Here is a 17,922-nt window from a genome sequence, read left to right on the forward strand (position 1 = left end):
GGTCGGGACCTCGACGGGAAGATCGGCGCGGGGGCCGCTCAGGAGGATCGGCGCGGCGGCCGCTCAGGACAGCGGAGCCGCCCAGCGGAGCCGGGAGCCGCGCGGGGTGTGCGGACGCAGCTCGAAGGTGCCGCCGCGGCGCGCCGCCCGCCGCTCCAGGTTCGCGAGCCCGCTGCGCCGTGCGCCCTGCCCGGGGCCCACCCCGTCGTCCGTCACCACGAGGGTGAGCCGGTCGTCGCCGTCGTGGGTCTCGGCCAGGACGTCGACCTCCACGCGCGACGCGCGGCCGTGCTTCGCCACGTTGGTCAGCGCCTCGCGCAGCACGGCGACGAGGTCGTCGGCGAGCGCGGGATCGTGCGCGGCGGCGACCAGGGTCTCGGCGGGGCCGCTGAAGCGCAGCAGCGGGGTGAACCCGAGCAGCCGGGCCACCTCGGTGACGACGGCGAGGATCCGGCTGCGGACGCCCTCGTCGTCGCCGGTCCGTTGCAGCGAGAAGATGCTGGTGCGGATATGCGCGATGGTGTCGTCGAGGTCCCCGATGACCTGGGCCAGCCGGTCGGCCTCGGGCCCGTCCAGCCGCGACGCGACGCCCTGCAGCGACAGCCCGGCCGCGAAGAGCCGCTGGATGACGTGGTCGTGCAGGTCCGCGGCGATCCGCTCGCGCTCGTCCAGCACGCGCAGCCGCTCCCGCTCCACGCGGGACTCGGCGAGCTCCAGCGCCACCGCCGCCTGGCTCGCGAAGCCCGCCGTCATCTCGAGGTCCTCCTCCGTGAACGGCAGCCGCCCGATCCGCCGGCTCAGCAGCAGCACGCCCTCGGTGCGTTCGGCCCCGAGCAGCGGGACGACGAGGATCGGCCCGATGTGCAGGTCGGCGACGGCCACGGCCGGCTCGAGATACGCGAGCTCGCCCGGGTGCGACAGCCGCAGCGGCTGCGAGGTGTCGAAGACGTGCCCGGACAGCGTCTTCTCCCGCGGGACGGTCCGGCCCTTCAGGTGCTCGGCCATGGTGTGCTGGCCCGGGCCGCCGACCGCCAGCTCGATCCGCAGCACGCCGTCGTCGTCCGGCAGCAGCACGACGGCGAGGTCGGCGTCGGCGAGCTCCCGGCTGCGCTCGGCGATCGTGCACAGCGGGTGCCCGTCGGACGGGTCCAGCGTCTCCCGGGTCACGGCGGCGGTGGCGGCGAGCCACTCGCCGCGGCGTCGGGTCGACTCGTAGAGGCGCGCGTTGTCGATCGCCACGCCTGCGGTGGCGGCGAGCGCGCGGGTGAGCTCCTCGTCCTCCGCGGTGAACTCGCCGCGGGTGCAGTCGGCGAGGTACAGGCTCCCGAAGATCTCCTCCCGCACCCGGATCGGGACGCCGAGGAAGCTGCCCATGGGCGGGTGCCCGCCCGGGAAGCCGCACGATCGGGGGTCGGCGTCGAGGGTGCGCAGCCGGATCGGCCTGCCCTCGTCGATCACCGCGCCGAGCAGCCCCTTGCCCTGGGGCAGCTCGCCGATCCGGCGCACCATCGCCTCCTCCATGCCCACGTGCACGAGCTCGGCGATCCGCCCGTCGCCGCCGAGGACCCCGAGCGCCGCGTACCGGGCGTCGACGAGGTCCCGGGCGGCCTCGCAGATCCGGCGCAGCACCACGGGCAGCGTGAGATCGGTGATGACGGTCTGGTTGGCGCGCAACAACCCGCGCAGCCGGCCCTGGGTGGACATGACCTCGCCGGCGCGCTGCACCAGCTGGCGGAGCAGCTGGTCGAGCTCGAGCCGGGGCTGGTCGGGGAAGGTCAGCGCAGGGTCGGGGGGCACACCGTCCCGCGGCCGCCGTTGCGCCCCAGCACCGGCGACCGGCTCGTCGACGGACATCGTGCCCCCTCCGCGGTCCCCGGCCGGCCGCGTGGCGCGTCGACGTCCCCGGCCGCGCCACGAACCCGAACGCTACGCAGAGCGGGACCTGCGCGCCAGGGCTCCGGCAGGGCAACGGACCGGCCCCCGCGCGGCGCATCCCGCGGACCCGCCCGTGGGACGGCAGGGTGAGCCGGGACACCCGGACCCCGGGACTTCCGACCCTGCCGGGCGGGGGCGTCCGGCACGGAGGCTGGGGCGGTGATCGCGCCCTCCCCCGCCTCGAGCCGTCGCGCCCCGAGCCGTCCCGCCCCGAACACCGCCCCGCGGACCCCCGCCGCGACGGTCCGGTCGTGACGGTCGCCGCCCCCGTGCGCCCGGTCCTCGTCGTCGACGACGGCGGGACCGTGGCCGGCATCGCCGCCCAGCGCTGGGCCGCGGCCGAGGCCAGCCGGCGCGACCTGCCGCTGCAGCTCGTCGCGACGCAGGCGGACGGCCTCCGCGCGGTGCGCCGGCTGCGCGGCGAGTACCCCCGCCTCCCGGTCCGGCTGCACCGGCTGCCCGACCCGCTCGGGCGGGCGCTGCGCCCGTTGACCGCCGACGCCGCCCTGCTCGCGCTGCCCGCCCCCGCGGCGGGCCCGGTCCTCTCGACCTCCTTCTGCCCGACGGCCGTCGTGCCGGCCGACGAGACGGCCCGCGGCCGGGTGGTGGTCGGGGTCGCCCCGTGGACCCCCGAGGAGGTGCTGCGCACGGCGGTCGAGGAGGCCCTCGAGCGCGACGCCGAACTGGTCGCGGTGCGGGCGTGGCGGGCCCGAACCCGGGGGCTGCGCGAGCTGGCCCGGATGCTGCCCGGTCCGTTCGGGGCGGGCGCATCCGACGACGGCGGGGCGGAGAGCGCGGAGGGCGCCCGCCGCGAGCTCGACCAGCTGCTCTCGCCGTGGCGGATCGGCTACCCGGACCTGCGGCTGCACCCGCTCGTGGTGCACGGCGACGCGGCCGCGGTGCTCACGATGCTCTCGGTCGACGCGGAGCTGCTCGTCGTGGGGCGCTCCGGGCGCGGTGCCCTCGTGCGGGCCGTGGCCGGCGCGCCGGGCGACGAGGCCCTGGCCGCCGCGCGCTGCCCGGTGCTCGTCGTGCCCGAGCCCGCGCCGCCGCGCCGCGAGATGCTGGCCCTGCCCACCGCGCTCCCGGCGCGCCTGCAGGGCTGACCGGGCGCGAGCGGGCCCGGGCGAGCCGGCCCCGGGCCGGGGGTCAGGCCCCCGGCTGCTCCGCGCGCTCGGCGAGGACGTCGAGCAGGCGCTGGCGGGCGAGCCGCTCGAGCAGCTCCGGCACGGCCCCCGCGGGCACCCCGGACAGGTCCGCCCGGCACGCCCGCACGACCCGCGCGACCGCCCGCGGCGACATCTTCCCGGCGAACTCGCGGGCGAGCCGCGCGATCGCGGGCGAGACCGCGTCGTACTCCGCGACCGGCACGCGGGGGGCCGGCACGCGGGTCGACGGGACGCGGACGGGCGGGACGGGGGCCGACGTGAGGGGCAGCGCGGTGAGGGTCATCGGGCTCCTCGTGGGGCGCCGCGCGGGGCGGCGGGGCGGGTGGTGAAAGGCCGGGCGGACCGGTGGGCCGATCGGCACGGAGCGGCGGTCGCGTCGCTCCGACGGAGCGCGGGACACGCGGGCATCACCGCGGTTCTCGCGGTGCATCGGAACGGCATCCTGGTACGCGCGGCCGCCGCGCACCAGGGCCGGAAGTCCCTATCGTGTCCGGGACCCGCCGGACCCTGGTCCGCGGGCGGGCGACGCGCGATCCTGGTGTGCCCACCCGCGTGCAGGGAGGCACCGTGCAGGCTCACGTCGGCGACCGCATCGTCATCGAGACCAACGCCCTCGACACCGCCCGGCGGCGGGGGACGATCGTCGCCGTCCTCGGCGGCGAGGGCGACACCGAGCACTACCGGGTCCGCTGGCAGGACGGCCACGAGTCCGTCTTCTTCCCCGGCCCGGACGCCCACGTCGACACCGCCCGGTGACCACCGGGGCCACCGTGGCGGCGCCGGTGCGGGTGCACCGGCGGGCCGCTCCGGGGCTTCGGACCCTGGCCAGGGGCCCGTCGGGGCGGGACGCTCCGCAGGTGCGCGTGCGCGAGGTCATGAGCGACCCGGTGCTCGTCGTGGCGCTGGGGTCCACCGTCCGCGACGCGGCCGCGGTGCTCGCCGCCCACGGGCTCTCGGAGGTGCCGGTGGTGGACGAGCGGGACCGCTTCGTCGGGATGCTCACCGAGGCGGACCTCGTCCCGGACCGGCTGGAGGGCCGCCGCGGGCCGGCGCCCTCCGGCGTCGGCCCGCTCGTGCGCACGGACGTGCCGACCGCGACGCCGGACGGCGACCTCCTCGGGCTGGTGCAGCGCATGCGCGAGGCGGACGTACGGGTCGTGCCGGTGCTCGACGGGGACCGGGTGGCCGGGATCGTGACGTTCTCCGACCTGCTGCGCGTGCTCCGGGACGCCCGGTGAGCGGCGAGGTCGAGCTCGCCGAGCGCTTCGCCCGGCTCGCGCGGGCGCTGCGGACGGCACCGACCCCGGAGGACGCGCAGGAGCGGGTCACGCTGTACGCGGTGGCGACCGTGCCCGGCTGCGACCACGCGGGGATCTCGCTGGTCGACCGGCACGGCGCGGTGGTCTCCGTGGCGTCGTCGGGGGTGGCGGCGACCCTCGTCGACCAGATCCAGCACGAGGTCGGCGAGGGCCCCTGCCTCGGCGTGATCCACGACCGGTTCGTCTGCGCGGTCGCGGACCTGGCCACGGACGCCCGGTGGCCCGCCTTCAGCCGGCGCGCCGTCGCCGAGGCCGGGGTGCGCGGGCTGCTGTGCTTCCGGCTGTTCGTCGAGGACGACGTCCTGGGCGCCCTGACCCTCTCCTCCGCCGTCCCCGCGGCCTTCGACGACCACGCCGTCGCCCTCGGCACGGTCCTCGCCGCGCACGCGGCCCTCGCGATGACGGACGCCCGCAACCGCCGCCGGTGCGCCGAGCTGGACGAGGCGCTGCGCTCCAACCGCGACATCGGCACCGCGATCGGCATCCTGATGGCGCGCCACCTGGTCACCCGCGAGCAGGGGTTCGACCTGCTGCGGACCGCCTCCCGGCGGATGCACCGCAAGCTGCGCGACGTCGCCCTGGACGTCGTCGACACCGGTCGGCTCCCGGCGGATGCGAGGGTGGCCGCGGACGAGTAGGCTGCTCCGATCCGGTCCGCCTGAGCCCACAGCGCAGCCGGTCTTCCGAGCGGGTCCCATGCCTCCACCGCCGCCGGCGCGCACGACCCGGACGCGGGTCTCCTCCCCCGTGGTCGGCGTCGCGATCCGCGCTGTCCGGGGATCCGTTCCTCGCCTCGCGCCCTGCCCCGGTCCTCCCCTCACGGACTCGGGCCACCCACCCGCGCTACACCCCCCAGCCCCCGGGTGGGCGACCCGTTCACCGGTGCGGGCCCGTCGACGCGGCCGCCGCCGCACGGCCGGGCCCGCACCGGTCCCCTCACCTCCGGACCCCTCCGGCGGCCCGCCCGCCCCGGCCGATCCGGCGGCCGGACCCGTCGGCCCCTTCCGCCGCGCGCTCGGCGGGGGCACCCTCGACGCACGACGCCGGGAGGGACCGCGATGACCGAACCGACCCCCGCACACGCCCTGTCGGACGCCCTCACGGCTGCGGACCGGATCCGGTCCGGCCCGGTGCCGGTGCGGCCCCCCGGGGTCCCCACGGGCAAGCGCTGGACCGTGATCGTCGACCTCGAGGCCGGGTCCGGGGTGACGCGGGCGGTCGCCCGCCTGCACGACCGCGTCTCCGACCGGCTGGTCGGCACGGGCCAGGCGCGGCTCGCCCCGCCCGACTCCGACGTGCCCGGCGTTGCCGACGAGGTCGCGGCGGCCCAGGCGCTGGTGGACCTCGCGCGGCACATGCTCGAGGTCGCCCACGCCGAGGTCGAGGACGCGTCCCACACGCCGATCCCGCACTGAGAAAAGGACTTTCGGCCCTGCACCGGGCGCCGCCCGGGGGGCACCATCGACGTCGCCGGCAGCGTGAAGGCACCGCGCCGGTCACCACTCGTCGTTGGGGAGCGGACGGGTGGACCCGCCGGGGCGGGCGTTCACGGGGAACGCCCGCCCCGGCCCACGCTCGGCACACGTTCGGCTGGGAGGACGGAAGCGGTGACCCTGTCCGGATCGCCCGTCGCGGTCGGTGTCGACGGCAGCAACGCCTCCCTGCTCGCCGTGGCGTTCGCGGTGGGCGAGGCCCGCGCGCTCGGCGTCCCGCTCGTGCTCGTGCACGCCGTCCGGGCGGACGAGTCGACGCACCGCGCCCAGGCGCTGCTCGACCGGGCCACGGCCCGCGCCCTGGCCGTCGCCCCCGAGGTGGAGGTGCTGCGCCGGGTCTCGCACTGGGCGCCCGGGCCCGCCCTGCTCGAGGCCGCCCGCGCCGCGTCGCTGCTGGTCGTGGGCATGGGCGGGCGGGACGACCCGCCGGAGGCCGCCGACGACTCCGTCGCCCTCGACCTGATCGGCCGCGCCCGCTGCCCCGTCGCGGTCGTGCGCGCACCGCACCGCCGGCACCGGTCGGTGGTCGTGGTCGCCGTCGCCGACCCCGTGCGGGACGCGCCGCTGCTCGCCGCCGCCTTCCCGCTCGCCGCGGGCCGCGGGGTGCCGCTCGTCGTCGAGGTCCCGGAGACCGCCGACGCCGACGCCGACCTCGTCGCGGCCGCGGCGCTGGACACCGCGCTCGCGCCGTGGGTCGCCCGGTTCCCCGAGGTCCGGGTGGAGACGGCGGCCGTGCGCGGGCCGTTCGTCGAGCAGGTGCTGGAGCGCGCCGCCGGCGCCGCGGCGCTGGTCCTGGGCAGGCCGGACGGGACCGGGCGCTGGGACGAGCCGGCACGGCTCGCGGTCCACCGGGGCCCGTGCCCGGTGGTCGTCGTGCGGACCGCGGCGGCGCCGGAACCGGCCGACGCGTAGGGCCGGGCGGACTAGCGGTCCTTCGGCCCTGCCGGGGAGCGCCGGCGAGGGGCAGGCTGGCAGGGGGCGGCACGGGGGGCACCGTGCCGGTAGCTGGGGGTGGAGCATGGGGCGTATCGGCATGGACGTCGGCACCGGCACCACGGTGCTGTACGACGCCGAGGGCGGGTTCCAGTACGACGAGCCGTCGGTCATGCTGGGCCGCCCGCACGGCCGGGGCGTGAGCGTGGGCCGCGAGGCCGCGGACCTCGTCGACCGGATCCCCTCTGGCGCGCACGCCGTCCGCCCGGTGCGCGACGGCGTGATCACCGACCTCGACACGGCCCGCCGCTACCTGCGCGCCGTCGTCCGCCACGTGCTCCCCCGGCCGTGGCAGCGGACCCGGCTGTCCGCGGCGCTCACCGTTCCGGCCGGGGCCAGCCCCCTGGAACGCCGGGCCCTGGTCGAGGCCGCGGAGGAGGCCGGGATCGTCCGCGTGCTGGCCATCGCCGGCCCCGTCGCCGGCGCGATCGGGTGCGGCGTCGACCCGCTCGACCGGCGGGTGCACATGGTCGCGGACGTCGGCGCCGGCACCGCCGAGATCGTCGCGATGTGCTACGGCGAGGTGCTCGCCGTGCGCTCGCGGCGGGTCGCCGGGGACGCGATCGCGGCCGCGGTGCGCCGGCACGTCCGCGAGCAGCACCACCTCTCCCTCGGCCGCGACGCCGCCGAGGAGCTGACGATCCGGGCCGGCGGGGCCCCGGACGGCGCCGAGGTCACGGTGGTCGGGCGGGACTGCGACAACGGCCGCCCCCGCACCCTGCGCCTGCCCGCGGCCGAGTTGCACGGCGTCGTGGCGCCGCGGGTGGCGGAGCTCGCGACGTCGTTGATCGGCTGCCTGGACGACCTGCCCGCGCGCGCGCTCGACGACCTCGCCGCCGACGGGGTCATGCTGATCGGGGGCGCCTCCCCCACCCGGGGGCTGCGGGCGGCGCTGGAGGCGGGCCTCGGGCTGCCCGTCAAGCAGGCGGAGAACCCGTCGACCTGCGTGGCCGAGGGGGCCGCGCGCGCCTTCACCCTGCCCGGCGTGCTCGAGACCTACGCCCGCGGCTGACCCGCTCGCTCCCGGACGCCGCGGCCGGCCCCGGTCAGGGGGCCGGCGGCGCGTCCAGGTACTGCCGCAGCCCGTCGACGACGATCCGGCTCGCGCTGTTGCCGCCCTTGCCCGGCCCCTGGACCAGGCCGGTCATCACGACGGTCGGCGCGTCGAGCGGCGCGACCACGGAGTTCCAGTTGTCGTACTCCTCAGCCGACAGGCTGCCGTCCTGGGCCGTGCCGGTCTTCGAACCGGAGTCCAGGGGAAGCGTCGAGAGCGACGTCGCGGTCCCCCCGCGCACGGCGCCGCGCATGCCGTCCTTGACCGGGCCGAGCGCCGCGGCGAAGGGCACCGGGACGGGCGGGGGCACCGGCAGGGCGGTGAACCCGGTCTCCCGGGTACCGACGGCGAGCCCCACCCGCGGCGTCACCAGCTGACCGGTCGCGATCGCGGCGGTCCAGCGGGCGTTCTGCAGCGGCGTGACCTGCAGCGGGCCCTGGCCGATGCCGAGGATCACGGTCGTGCCGCCGTACCAGTGGCCGCCGTCGGCCTCGATCGTCTCCGGGGTGCCGAGGTAGCCCGCGGACTCGCCCGGGAGGTCGATGCCCGTCGGTCTCCCGACGCCGAGGGCGTGGGCGGCGTCGACGATCGGCCCCGGGCCCATCCGCGCGGCGAGCTGGTAGAAGTACACGTCGTTCGACCAGGCGATGGCCTGCGGCAGGTTCATCGGGCCCATCGGGCGCCAGTTGTCGAAGGTGTGGCCGCCGAGGCTGAAGCTCGCCCCGGTGGGGATCACCGACGCCGGCGGGATCGTGTTCGTGACCACGTTCGCCGCCGCGACGACGAGCTTGAACGTCGAGCCGGGCGGCAGGGCGACCTGGCTGGCGTGCTCGAGCGTCGGGTGGCCCGGGCGCGCCTCGACGGCCCGCAGCGCCTGCACGTCGAGCGGCGGGCCGTAGAGGTTGTTGTCGTAGGAGGGCAGGCTCGCCAGCGCGAGGACCTGGCCGTTGCGCGGATCCATGGCGACCGCCGCGCCGACCGCGCGCGGGTTCCGCTGGGCGGCGAGCGAGGCCCGGACCGAGTCGGTCAGCCGGCGCTGCAGCGGCAGGTCGAGGGCGGTGCGCAGGTCCGCGCCCGGGACCGGGTCACGCCGGGTCCCGACGGCGGTCGGGACACCGGACGGGGTGACGTAGTAGCACTGCTCGCCGTCGAGGCCGCGCAGCACCGCGTCGTAGCTCGCCTCCAGCCCCGCCCGTCCGACGACGACGCCGGGCGCCAGCGTCGGGTCACGGCGCGCCTGGACCTCGGTCGCCACCCCGGTGTAACCCAGGAGCGGGCCGAGCAGCTCGCCCGTGGGATAGCTGCGGCGCGGGCCGGCCTCGACCCGCATCCCGGCGAACCTGGTGAAGGCCCGGGCCTGCGCGAGGGGCAGGTCGGCCAGCTCGAGCGACAACGTGGTGTCGGGCGCCGCGTCGAGGGCGGCGCGCACGTCCGCGGCCGGCCGCCCCAGCATCTCCGCGATCCGGTCGACCTCGACGGGCCGGACCAGGGCCGGGACCGCCTCGACCTTCGCGGTACCGGCGTCCGTCCTCGCGGCGTCGGTGGCGATGATCGTGCCGTTGCGGTCGGTGATGTCGCCGCGCGGCGCCGGCAGACGGACACACCGGGTCATCTGTTCCTGGCCCGCGGCCACCAGCGCAGGCCCCTCGACGGCCTCGAGGCGCCAGCCGAAGGCGCCGAAGGTGACCAGCAGCCCGGTCAGGCCCAGCGCGGCGACCCGGACCAGCCGCGGGCGCAGCCGGTCGGGCGCGGCCCACAGCACCCGGCGGGCCCCGTCGCGCCGGACGCCGAGCACCACGCCGATCGCCGCGAGGTGCACCACCACCGCGGTGCCGCCGTAGCTGACCAGCGGGAACGGCACCCCGGCGAGCGGCAGCAGGCCGAGGTTGCCCCCGACGGACACCACGACCTCGGCGCCGAACAGCACGGCCAGCCCGCCCGCGAGCAGGGCTCCGTGGGCGGTGCGGGAGGTGCGCGACGCGACCGCGAGGCGCCACACCAGGACGACGGCGGCCAGCAGCACCGCCACCCCCGCCACGAGCCCGAACTGCAGGACGAGGCTGGCCGGGGCGAGGTCGGTGTCACGCTCGGGCAGGTAGCGCTCCAGGACGTTCGTCAGCGGGTCCCCGGCCTGGCCGAACGCGCCGCCGGAGGCCAGCGCGATCCGCGCCTGCGCGACCGCCCATCCGGAGCCCGCCGGCGACTCGGCCGCGCCCGCCAGGAAGCTGCCGAGCCGCTCCACCTGGTAGGGCCGCAACAGCCCCACGGCCAGCGGCGCCGCCACGGCGGCCCCGGCGAACACGGGCAGCACGAACCGCGCCGGCACCCGCCCGATGACCAGCAGGGCGACCGCGACGACCACCAGCAGCGTGGTGGTGCTCAGGTCCGGCTGCAGCACGGTGAGCACGATCGGCACGGCCGCCAGGACGAGTGCGCCCACGAACCGCTGCCACGCCGGCCGGCCCGATCCCAGGACGCCTGCGATCACCAGGAGCATGCCCAGTTTCGCGAGCTCGGAGGGCTGGAAGGTGAACCCGCCGAACGCGATCCACCGGGTGGCGCCGTTCGCCGACAGCCCCACGACCGGCACCGCGGCGAGCAGCACGACGGCCGCGGTGTAGCAGGCGACCCCGAGCGCCCCGAGCAGGCCGACCCGGACCCGCCAGAACAGCGCCAGCAGGACCAGCCCGCCCCCGGCGATGATCGCCTGCCGCAGCGCGGTGTCCGCGCCCTCGACCACGGCGAGGTTCGCCAGCCCTGCGGCGACCAGGACGAGCGTGGCCAGCACCGCGACGACGTCGAAGGCCAGCCCGCGGTTGCGCGGGCGCCGCGGCGGGCGCTCCGCCCGGGACGGCCGCTCGCCGGCCCAGGCGGAGATCCGGCGCCGGCCGCGCAGGAGCCGGCGCAGGCGCCTCCCGGGCCTCATCGGGACCGTCCCCCGCGGTCGGCGCTCACGGGGTGCACCCGCCCGTCGGCGGGACCCGGACCGCCGGGCTGGCCGCGACCCCCGGCCCGCCCGTGACGGCGGTGAGGGCGGTCGCGGCGGTGTCCGGCACCCGGACCGCCGCGACGACGTCGGCGCGGTCCCCGCCCGCGGGCACGGTCACGCTCCCGTCGACGAGCGTGCTCCCGGTGCCGGCGCACAGGTCGTCGAGCCGCAGGGCCCAGGCCACCGTCAGCGGCTCGGCCGTGGGGCGCAGCCCCACGTGGATCCGGACGAGGCAGTCCTGCCCGGGCCCGCAGGTTCGCACGGTCCGCAGGTCCACACCGTCGACCGTCCCGGCCGTCGGCGGCGCGGGCGCGGCCGGCAACGGCGGTAGCGGCCTGGTCGGCTCGGGCGTGGCCGCGGTGTCCCGCCCGCTGGCGAGCAGCAGCGCGATGTCCGCCTCGATGCGCTCGTGCAGCAGCGCCCACTCGATCGCCAGCACCGCCGACACCGCCAGCGGCCACGCGATCCAGAGCCACCAGCGGCGCCGCCCCCCGCGGACGCCCGCGTACCCCCCGGCCCGAACCACCCCGCAGCCCCCCTCGCCCCCGCCACGGCCCGACTCGTCCCGCGAACACGGTGCCGGACGGAGGCCCGGCCGAGGCAGGGGCGGACGGCCCCGCGGGGTCCACCGGGTCCCTGGGCCGGAGGGGTCCTTCCCGGGCCGATCGGCCCTGGTGGCGGGGCACGGACCAGGCTCGGCTCGGCCGATTCGAGGACCGGCTCAAGGCCTGAGGTCCGGCGGACGCGGGCCCTCGGCGGACCCCGCGCGGGCCCTCCGGCACTCCACCCGACGGCACGGCCGGCGCGACCCTGGTGCCTCGACAGGGGGCGACGACGAGCCACGAGGGGTCACGATGAGCGTCGACGAGCACGGGACCGGCACGGGCAGCACCGGTGAGGACCAGCTGCGGGACGAGGCCGTGAAGCGGATCGAGAAGAAGAACGGCTTCTGGGTGCACCTGACCGTGTACCTGGTGGTCAACGCCATGCTCGTGCTGGTGTGGGCGTGGACCGGCGCGCCGTTCTTCTGGCCGGTGTTCCCCGTCGTCTTCTGGGGCATCGGGCTGGTCGCCAACGGCTGGGACGCCTTCCGGGGCCCGGTCAGCGAGCGGCGGATCCGCAACGAGATGGACCGCATGCGGCGCTGAGGTCGTCGTCCCGCGATCGGGCCCAGTATCCGCCGGGTACGCGGGCGGCGTGGAGCTGGTGGTGATGGTCGGCCTGCAGGGCGCGGGCAAGACCACCTGGGTGCGCGAGCACCTCGCCGCGACCCACGCCGTGGTCAGCAAGGACCACTGGCCCAACGCAAGGCGCCGCGAGCAGCGGCAGCGCCGGGTGGTCGCGGAGCTGCTGGGCGCCGGCCGGGACGTCGTCGTCGACAACACGAACCCCTCCCCGGAGGACCGGGAGCCCCTGCTCGCGGCCGCCCGCGCCCACGGGGCGCACGTGCGCGCGGTGTACCTGGTCGCGCCGCTGGAGCTCTGCCTCGAGCGCAACGACCGGCGGGAGGGGCGGGCGCGGGTGCCGCTGGTGGGCGTGCTGTCGACCCGGGCCCGGCTCGTCCCGCCCTCGATCGCCGAGGGTTTCGACCGCGTGGACGTCGTGGGCGGATGACCGTCGATCGTCCACCGGGTTCTCAGCCCCGGCGGGGATCCTCGTCACCCGCGATGCGGGGCGGGAAGGGCCGCAGCTGTTCGGGTCCGGGCTCGGGCCGGGGTGCGGGGCGGGGCAGGGGCGGGCCGCCCGGACCGAGGTGCGGGACCGGCCGCCCGGTGGGGACGGGTGGACCGGCGGTGACCGGAGGGCCTGGGGTGACCGGCGGCCCGCCGGGAACCGGCGGGCCTGCGCTGACCGGTGGACCAGCCGGGCCGGGCGCTGCGACGCCCGCCGGGTGGAGCGAGGGCTCGGACGTCTCGGTCGACGTGGAAGCCTGCGCCCGCTCGGCGAACGCCAGCCACACACCGCACAGTCCGGTGACGAACAGCAGCCCCGTGACGATGCCCTCGGTCTGCAACGGGGTGATCGGCAGCGTGTCGGGGCGGACGAACGCGGCCACGACGAGCAGGGCGTACAGCAGCGGGTCAACCACGGCGAGCCGCCGGCCGGGCACGCGGGCCCGGCCGGTGCGCAGGAGGTAGCGGAGCGACTCGAGCACCCCGATCACCCCGCCGATCGCGAACGTGGTACGCCAGACGATCCCGCCGTCCCCCGCGGTGCCCAGCATCGAGGCGAGTCCGAGCACCCCGGGCAGGAAGAACTTCAGCGCGAGGTGCAGCGTCGCCGCGTGCCGGTCGGGATCCGAGCGCCAGTTGCCGTGCGCGAACTGCATGACGCCGAACCAGAGCCCGAGCAGCGTGAAGCTCGTGCCGCTCAAGGTCTGGTAGAAGGTCACGGTCGGGTCCACGATGCCCCCCTCGACGCCGCGGCGGCCGGCGTCCCGCCAGCCATCGTGGGGGCCCGGGGCATCCGCGGGAAGCGGTTTTCGCAGATCGCCCGATCCGCCGTCGTCCTCGTCCGACCGCGCCGAACCGAACCGAACCAGGCCTCGCTTACCGGACCTCACTCCCCCGGCGCCAGCCCCTCCACCCCGACCACGTCGGCGGTGCTGGGCCCGAGGCCGACTCCGCGTCGCCTGTCATGGCACACCCCCTCGTGCACGCGGACCGCCGATGCTCCCACCCCCGGATGACACCGCACATCCCCCGGGAACGCCGGAGGCCCCGTCCGGTCCGGACGGGGCCTCCGCGGCGGGGTCGGACGGGGTCAGACGCCGCCCAGCAGCGCCTCGAAGGACGGCGCGTCGGCGAAAGGGTCGACCGCCCGCGCCGCCGGGCGTGCGGCGACCAGCTCGGCCAGCTCCTCGGCCGCCCGGTCGATCCGCGCGGCGAGGCCGTGGCTCGCCTCACCGGAACCGCCCCAGTCCTCCGCCGCCGCGAACACCGCGGTCGGCGCGACGACGGCGCGCAGGTGGGCGAACAGCGGACGCAGGGCGTGCTCGAGCGCGAGCGAGTGCCGGGCGGTGCCGGCCGTCGCCCCCACGAGCACGGGCTTCCCGGTCAGCGCGTCCTTGTCGACGACGTCGAAGAAGGTCTTGAACAACCCGCTGTACGACGCCGAGAAGATCGGCGTGACCGCGATGATCCCGTCCGCCCCGGTCACCGTCTCCAGCGCCGGCCGCAGGTCGGCGTTCGCGAAGCCGGTGACCAGGTCGTCGGCGAGGTCCCGGGCGTGCTCGCGCAGCTCGACGACCTCCACCCCGGCCTCGACGCCGCGGCGGCGCAGCGCCGCCACGGTCGCCCCGGCCAGGCGGTCGGCCAGCAGCCGGGTGGACGACGGGACGGACAGTCCCGCGCTCACCACGGCGATCCTGCGCTCCTCCATGATCAGGCCACCTGTCCGGTCACCGCGTCCGCGGGGGCGTACACGGTCGAGTCCGTGGCGCCATGGGCGGCGACCAACGACTCGTGGGTGGGGGCGTCGGGGACGTGCGCGGGCTTGAGCGCGGCGAACTCCTTGCGCAGCACCGGCACGACCTCCTCGCCGAGGATGTCGAGCTGCGCGAGCACGGTCTTGAGCGGCAGCCCCGCGTGGTCGACGAGGAACAGCTGGCGCTGGTAGTCACCGACGTAGTCACGGAAGCCGAGGGTCCGTTCGACGACCTGCTGCGGGCTGCCCACGGTGAGTGGGGTCTCGCGGCTGAAGTCCTCGAGCGACGGCCCGTGCCCGTACACCGGGGCGTTGTCGAAGTACGGCCGGAACTCGGCCACGGCGTCCTGGGAGTTCCTCCGCATGAACACCTGCCCGCCCAGCCCGACGATCGCCTGGTCGGCGGCACCGTGGCCGTAGTGCTCGAACCGGCGGCGGTAGAACTCCACCATCCGCTTCGTGTGCTCGGCCGGCCAGAAGATGTGGTTGTGGAAGAAGCCGTCGCCGTAGTAGGCGGCCTGCTCCGCGATCTCCGGGCTGCGGATCGAGCCGTGCCACACGAACGGCGCGACGCCGTCGAGCGGCCGCGGCGTCGAGGTGAAGCCGCGCAGCGGGGTGCGGAACCGGCCCTCCCAGTCGACCACGTCCTCGTCCCACAGCCGGCGCAGCAGCGCGTAGTTCTCGATCGCCAGCGGGATGCCGTCCCGGATGTCCTTGCCGAACCAGGGGTAGACGGGCCCGGTGTTGCCGCGGCCCATCATGAGGTCCACCCGGCCGCCCGCGAGGTGCTGCAGCATCGCGAAGTCCTCGGCGATCTTCACCGGGTCGTTCGTGGTGATCAGCGTGGTGGCCGTCGACAGCTGCAGGCGCTCGGTCTGGCCCGCGATGTAGCCGAGGGTCGTGGTCGGCGACGAGGAGAAGAAGGGCGGGTTGTGGTGCTCGCCCAGGGCGAAGACGTCCAGGCCCACCTCCTCGGCCTTCTTCGCGATCGCGACGACCGCCTTGATCCGCTCCGCCTCGGACGGCGTGCGCCCGGTGGTCGGGTCGGTCGTGACGTCGCTGACGGAGAACACTCCGAACTGCATGACCTTCACCTCGTTGGTTGATGTGTCATCTACCGTGGCCCAACCTAGATGATGTGTCAACTATTCCGGTACCGTGGTCCCCGTGACGAGATGGCTCGACGAGCGGGAGCAGCGCGCGTGGCGCAGCTACCTGGCGATGCAGGCGCAGCTGCAGGCCCGCCTGCACCGGCGGCTGCAGGCGGACTCCGGCCTGTCCTACGCGGACTTCGACGTCCTCGTCGCGCTGACCGACCGCGAGGACGACCGGGTGCGGGTCCTCGAGCTGGCGGAGGCGCTCCAGTGGGAGAAGAGCCGCCTCTCCCACCACCTGTCCCGGATGCAGAAGCGCGGGCTGGTCGAGCGGCAGGAGTGCGCCGACGACGCCCGCGGCGCCTTCGTCGCCCTGACCCGCGAGGGGCGGCGCGCGATCGAGGACGCCGCCCCGGCCCACGTCGAGGCGGTGCGGGAGCTGATGTTCGACGGGCTGGACGCCGGCCAGGTCGACGCCCTGGCCGGCATCGCGGAGACCGTGCTCGGCCGGATCCGCGCCGCGGGCTGACTACTCCGCCTCCGCGATGCGAAAGGTGTAGCGCAGCTCCCGCCACTCCCCCTCCACCGGCGTGCCGTCCGGCATCGGCCCGGTGCGGGGCACGAAGTCCACGACCAGGTCCTCCTTCACCCCGAAGACCGCGTCGGAATCCAGGTACCTCCCGCCGCGCACGAACAGCTGCGTGACCAGTCGCCGGTGGCCCGGCGCCGCGATCATGAAGTGCAGGTGCGGGGCCCGGTAGGGATGCCGGCCGGTCGCCCGGAGCATCGCCCCGACCGGCCCGTCGTCCGGGATCGGGTACTCGGAGGGGAGGATCGAGCGGAACCGCAGCCGGCCCTCCGCGTCCGTCCGCAGCCGGCCGCGCAGCACCGGCCCGTCCAGGTCCGGCAGCTGGACGTCGTAGAACCCGTCCTCGTTCGACTGCCACACGTCCACGACGGCGCCGGCCACCGGTCGGTCACCGGTGTCGGTGACCGTCACGTCGACGTGGAGCGGGGTGCCCGGCAGCCCGGCGGAGACGTCCGCACCCTGCGGCAGCTCGGGCGGTCCCTCCACGTAGAAGGGCCCGAGGACGGCCGACGGCGTGGTGTCCGGCGTGCGCGAGTTGTCCAGCACGTCGACCACGCTCGACAGCCCGAGGGTGTCCGAGAGCAGCACGAACTCCTGCCGGGTGTCGCTGCAGAGCTGCCCGGTGCGGGTGAGGAAGTCGATCCCCCGCTGCCACTCGTCCTGGGTGAGGTCGTTGTCCACGGCGAAGGCGTGCAGGCGTGGCACCAGGTCGGTGAGCAGTGCGCGCAGCCGCGGGTCCGCGGTGCCGGCGAAGGTGGCCACGACCTGCGCGGTGAGCCGGTCGAGCGTGGCGGTCGCCGCGGCGGCCGGCTGCTCGCCCGCCCAGGCCCGCCGCAGCAACCCGGCGAGCCCCTCCCGCGTCAGCGGGGCGGGGTTCGGGTAGGGCTTCGCCACGGCGAGCTCGACCGCCCGGTCCAGGTCCCCCTCGGCGAGCCCGAGCTCGCCCAACGACGTCGGCCCGCCCGCCTCGACGATCAGGTCGAACACCGCGGTGGGCGCGTCCGCCGCGCCGAGCGCCTCCGCGACCCGGCGCATCGCCCCGGGCGCCGCGGCGGCGTTGTAGGCCATGGCGTGCGGCAGCACCACGGTGTGGGTCGGCGCGTGCGGCAGGCCGAAGCTGCCGCCGAGGGTGTGGCAGAGCTTGTGGTGCAGGCCCATCCCGACCGCGCCGAGGCACGTGCCGGCCAGCCAGGCGCCGCGAAGCAGGTCGGCGCGGCCCTGCCCGGAGTCGAGCGCGCGCAGACCCCGCGCGAGGTGGCGGACCGCGTCGAGCGCCATGCCGTCGACGACCGGGTTGGCGTCGGGCGAGTAGAGCGCCTCGACGGCGTGGGCGAGCGCGTTGACCGCGCTGGTCACGGCGAGCGCGCGGGGCAGCTCGGCCGAGAGCTCGACGTCGTAGATCACCGTCTCGGGCAGGATCGCCGGGTCGGTCCGGGTCGTCTTGACCCCGTTCGCGGTCTCGCCCAGCACCGGCGTGACCTCCGAGCCCGCGTAGGTCGTGGGCAGCACGACCTGGTCCACCCCCGTCCGCACGGCGAGCGCCTTGGCGAGCCCGGTCGTCGAGCCGCCGCCGACGGCCACCACGCAGTCCGCACCGGTCTCGCGCAGCACCGCGAGCGCCTGCTCGGTGACCTCGACGGGGGTGTGCATCGCCGCACCGTCGAACCGGCCGGCCGCGAGCGGTCCCAGGATCTTCTCGACACGGTCGCCCGCCGCCCGCACGTGCTCCCCGGCCAGGACCAGGGCGCGTGAGCGGCCCAGCCGGGCCACCTCGTCGGCGACCCGCTCGAGCGTGCCCGGGCCGAACAGGATCCGCGCCGGGTGCGCGGTGTAGGTGAACTGCTCCACGGTGTCCCTCCGC

Annotated in this window: 18 protein-coding genes; 10 read left to right on the top strand and 8 right to left on the bottom strand. The window is 76.6% G+C overall.

Going from position 1 to position 17,922, the window contains the following annotated elements:
- Nucleotides 1-63: 63 nt before the first annotated feature.
- Nucleotides 64-1,854, bottom strand: coding sequence for a GAF domain-containing sensor histidine kinase (locus tag ABD990_RS07515; protein WP_345379300.1), 1,791 nt, complete (start codon nt 1,852-1,854; stop codon nt 64-66).
- A 332-nt stretch (nt 1,855-2,186) separates the two neighbouring features.
- Here ABD990_RS07515 and ABD990_RS07520 point away from each other — a divergent pair, with 332 nt between their 5' ends.
- Nucleotides 2,187-3,041 (top strand): universal stress protein, encoded by an 855-nt coding sequence (locus tag ABD990_RS07520; RefSeq protein WP_345379301.1) that lies wholly within the window; start codon nt 2,187-2,189, stop codon nt 3,039-3,041.
- A 43-nt stretch (nt 3,042-3,084) separates the two neighbouring features.
- Here ABD990_RS07520 and ABD990_RS07525 read toward each other — a convergent pair whose 3' ends face one another.
- On the bottom strand, nt 3,085-3,387 hold the full coding sequence (locus tag ABD990_RS07525) for a hypothetical protein (protein WP_345379302.1): 303 nt from the start codon (nt 3,385-3,387) through the stop codon (nt 3,085-3,087).
- A 284-nt stretch (nt 3,388-3,671) separates the two neighbouring features.
- Between ABD990_RS07525 and ABD990_RS07530 the strand changes: the two genes are divergently transcribed.
- The 6 genes from ABD990_RS07530 (at nt 3,672) to ABD990_RS07555 (ending at nt 7,921) form a co-directional block, all read left to right on the top strand.
- On the top strand, nt 3,672-3,860 hold the full coding sequence (locus ABD990_RS07530; protein WP_345379304.1) for a DUF1918 domain-containing protein: 189 nt from the start codon (nt 3,672-3,674) through the stop codon (nt 3,858-3,860).
- 101 nt (nt 3,861-3,961) lie between these two features.
- Nucleotides 3,962-4,342 carry a CBS domain-containing protein gene (locus ABD990_RS07535; RefSeq protein ID WP_345379305.1) on the top strand — a complete coding sequence of 127 codons (381 nt, stop codon included), beginning with the start codon at nt 3,962-3,964 and terminating at the stop codon, nt 4,340-4,342.
- Nucleotides 4,339-5,061, top strand: a complete 723-nt coding sequence (locus tag ABD990_RS07540) for a GAF and ANTAR domain-containing protein (RefSeq protein WP_345379306.1) — start codon at nt 4,339-4,341, stop codon at nt 5,059-5,061. Before ABD990_RS07535 ends, ABD990_RS07540 begins: the two co-directional genes overlap by 4 nt.
- A gap of 420 nt (nt 5,062-5,481) precedes the next feature.
- Nucleotides 5,482-5,838 carry a dsRBD fold-containing protein gene (locus ABD990_RS07545; protein WP_345379307.1) on the top strand — a complete coding sequence of 119 codons (357 nt, stop codon included), beginning with the start codon at nt 5,482-5,484 and terminating at the stop codon, nt 5,836-5,838.
- Between the two features lie 192 nt (nt 5,839-6,030).
- Nucleotides 6,031-6,828: a universal stress protein gene (locus ABD990_RS07550; protein ID WP_345379308.1), complete on the top strand. Its 798-nt coding sequence runs from the start codon at nt 6,031-6,033 to the stop codon at nt 6,826-6,828.
- A 106-nt stretch (nt 6,829-6,934) separates the two neighbouring features.
- Nucleotides 6,935-7,921 carry a rod shape-determining protein gene (locus ABD990_RS07555; RefSeq protein ID WP_345379309.1) on the top strand — a complete coding sequence of 329 codons (987 nt, stop codon included), beginning with the start codon at nt 6,935-6,937 and terminating at the stop codon, nt 7,919-7,921.
- A gap of 34 nt (nt 7,922-7,955) precedes the next feature.
- Here the strand turns inward: ABD990_RS07555 and ABD990_RS07560 are convergent, their stop codons facing one another.
- Together ABD990_RS07560 and ABD990_RS07565 are read right to left on the bottom strand one after the other, a co-directional pair.
- Complete coding sequence (locus ABD990_RS07560) at nt 7,956-10,889, bottom strand: FtsW/RodA/SpoVE family cell cycle protein (RefSeq protein ID WP_345379310.1); 2,934 nt, start codon at nt 10,887-10,889, stop codon at nt 7,956-7,958.
- Nucleotides 10,890-10,914: 25 nt separating this feature from the next.
- Nucleotides 10,915-11,478 (bottom strand): hypothetical protein, encoded by a 564-nt coding sequence (locus tag ABD990_RS07565; protein WP_345379311.1) that lies wholly within the window; start codon nt 11,476-11,478, stop codon nt 10,915-10,917.
- Between the two features lie 328 nt (nt 11,479-11,806).
- Between ABD990_RS07565 and ABD990_RS07570 the strand changes: the two genes are divergently transcribed.
- Nucleotides 11,807-12,100: a 2TM domain-containing protein gene (locus ABD990_RS07570; protein ID WP_345379312.1), complete on the top strand. Its 294-nt coding sequence runs from the start codon at nt 11,807-11,809 to the stop codon at nt 12,098-12,100.
- 49 nt (nt 12,101-12,149) lie between these two features.
- On the top strand, nt 12,150-12,566 hold the full coding sequence (locus ABD990_RS07575) for an AAA family ATPase (RefSeq protein WP_345379313.1): 417 nt from the start codon (nt 12,150-12,152) through the stop codon (nt 12,564-12,566).
- 22 nt (nt 12,567-12,588) lie between these two features.
- Here the strand turns inward: ABD990_RS07575 and ABD990_RS07580 are convergent, their stop codons facing one another.
- From ABD990_RS07580 to ABD990_RS07590, 3 genes are all read right to left on the bottom strand, one after another.
- The gene (locus ABD990_RS07580; RefSeq protein WP_345379314.1) at nt 12,589-13,356 is read right to left on the bottom strand and encodes a hypothetical protein; all 768 of its coding nucleotides are present in this window, start codon (nt 13,354-13,356) and stop codon (nt 12,589-12,591) included.
- A 359-nt stretch (nt 13,357-13,715) separates the two neighbouring features.
- Complete coding sequence (locus ABD990_RS07585; protein ID WP_345379315.1) at nt 13,716-14,333, bottom strand: FMN reductase; 618 nt, start codon at nt 14,331-14,333, stop codon at nt 13,716-13,718.
- Nucleotides 14,334-14,335: 2 nt separating this feature from the next.
- The gene (locus ABD990_RS07590) at nt 14,336-15,463 is read right to left on the bottom strand and encodes an LLM class flavin-dependent oxidoreductase (RefSeq protein ID WP_345379316.1); all 1,128 of its coding nucleotides are present in this window, start codon (nt 15,461-15,463) and stop codon (nt 14,336-14,338) included.
- An 82-nt stretch (nt 15,464-15,545) separates the two neighbouring features.
- Between ABD990_RS07590 and ABD990_RS07595 the strand changes: the two genes are divergently transcribed.
- Entirely contained in the window at nt 15,546-16,001 is a 456-nt protein-coding gene (locus ABD990_RS07595) for a MarR family winged helix-turn-helix transcriptional regulator (RefSeq protein WP_345379317.1), read from the top strand.
- On the opposite strand, the gene ABD990_RS07600 is transcribed toward ABD990_RS07595, so the two are convergent.
- A complete protein-coding gene (locus ABD990_RS07600; protein WP_345379318.1) occupies nt 16,002-17,909 on the bottom strand; it encodes a maleylacetate reductase and hydroxyquinol 1,2-dioxygenase domain-containing protein in 1,908 nt (635 codons plus the stop codon). It abuts the gene before it with no gap.
- Nucleotides 17,910-17,922: the final 13 nt, after the last annotated feature.

The organism is Pseudonocardia yuanmonensis, from assembly GCF_039542425.1.
Taxonomy (GTDB): Bacteria; Actinomycetota; Actinomycetes; order Mycobacteriales; family Pseudonocardiaceae; genus Pseudonocardia; species Pseudonocardia yuanmonensis.